1 protein-coding gene is annotated in these 1,200 nt (G+C 75.3%); it reads right to left on the bottom strand.

Annotation, left to right across the window (positions count from 1 at the left end):
- Window positions 1–1,003: Rossmann-like and DUF2520 domain-containing protein (locus tag B9S61_RS07170; RefSeq protein WP_258039580.1), on the bottom strand; the 1,003-nt coding region annotated here is incomplete at its 3' end.
- Between the last annotated feature and the right edge of the window lie 197 nt (window positions 1,004–1,200).

Below are 1,200 nucleotides of genomic sequence, written 5' to 3'. Positions count from 1 at the left end.
CGGTGCCGGGGGTGCCGTCGGTGCCGGGGGTGCCGTCGGTGCCGGGGGTGCCGTCGGTGCCGGGCGTACCGGGGCTGCCGGGAGGCCTCCCCGGTCCGCTCGCGCCGTCGGCGAGCACGCCGAGGAGGTCCTCGGCGAGTTCCGGCTTCAGCAGACCGTGGGCGAGGGCGCGGTCGGCGGTCGCGCGGGCCATCGCGAGATAACCCGCGACGGCCCCCGGGGAGTGCCGCCGCAGTTCGGTGACGTGCGCGGCGACCGTACCCGCGTCGCCCCGCGCGACCGGGCCGGTGAGCGCCCCGTCGCCGGAACGCAGGGCGTTGTCCAGGGCGGCTCCGAGCAGCGGGCCGAGCATCCGGTCCGGTGCCTCGACTCCGGCGGTGCGCAGCAGCTCCAGGGACTGGGCGACGAGGGTGACCAGATGGTTGGCGCCCAGGGCGAGGGCCGCGTGGTAGAGCGGGCGGTTCTCCTCGGCGATCCACTCCGGTTCGCCGCCCATCTCGATGACGAGCGCCTCGGCGGCCAGCCGCAGTTCCTCGGGCGCGGTGACGCCGAAGGAGCATCCGGCGAGGCGCTGCACGTCGACGGGGGTGCCGGTGAACGTCATCGCGGGGTGCAGGGCCAGCGGCAGCGCACCGGCGCGCAGGGCGGGGTCGAGGACCCTCGCGCCGTACCGGCCCGAGGTGTGCACCAGCAGCTGGCCCGGCCGGACCGCGCCGGTGTCGGCGAGTCCGGAGACCAGCTCGGGCAGTGCGTCGTCGGGGACGGTCAGCAGTACCAGCTCGGACCGCTGGAGGACCTCGGCGGGCGGCAGCACCGGCACGTCCGGGAGCATCAGATCGGCACGCCTGCGGGAGGCGTCGGACACGGCCGAGACGGCCACCGGGCGGTGACCGGCGAGCTGGAGGGACGCGGCCAGGGCAGGCCCCACGCGTCCGGCGCCTACGACGCCGACGGTGAGCCGCGCGGGGCGGTCCCTGGGATCGGGCTGTGGGGTTGTGTTCACGCGACGGCGGCCTTCCCGTTCCAGTCCGCTCGGGGTACCGGACGATTTCTCGTCATGTTAACGCGATCGGTTCCGGGGGCGGTCGGTTGTCCACAGGCTGTGGGTTTCCGTGCGGCGCCGTGACACACACGTGTGCGGAAAAGCGGGTGCCCGCGCGGGTGGGGCGCGGGATGATCGCGGGCATGAATCGGACGGCG

Origin of the sequence: Streptomyces sp. SM1, assembly GCF_002910825.1 — a bacterium.
Classification (GTDB): Bacteria; Actinomycetota; Actinomycetes; order Streptomycetales; family Streptomycetaceae; genus Streptomyces; species Streptomyces okerensis.
This window is presented reverse-complemented; position numbering and strand designations above follow the sequence as displayed.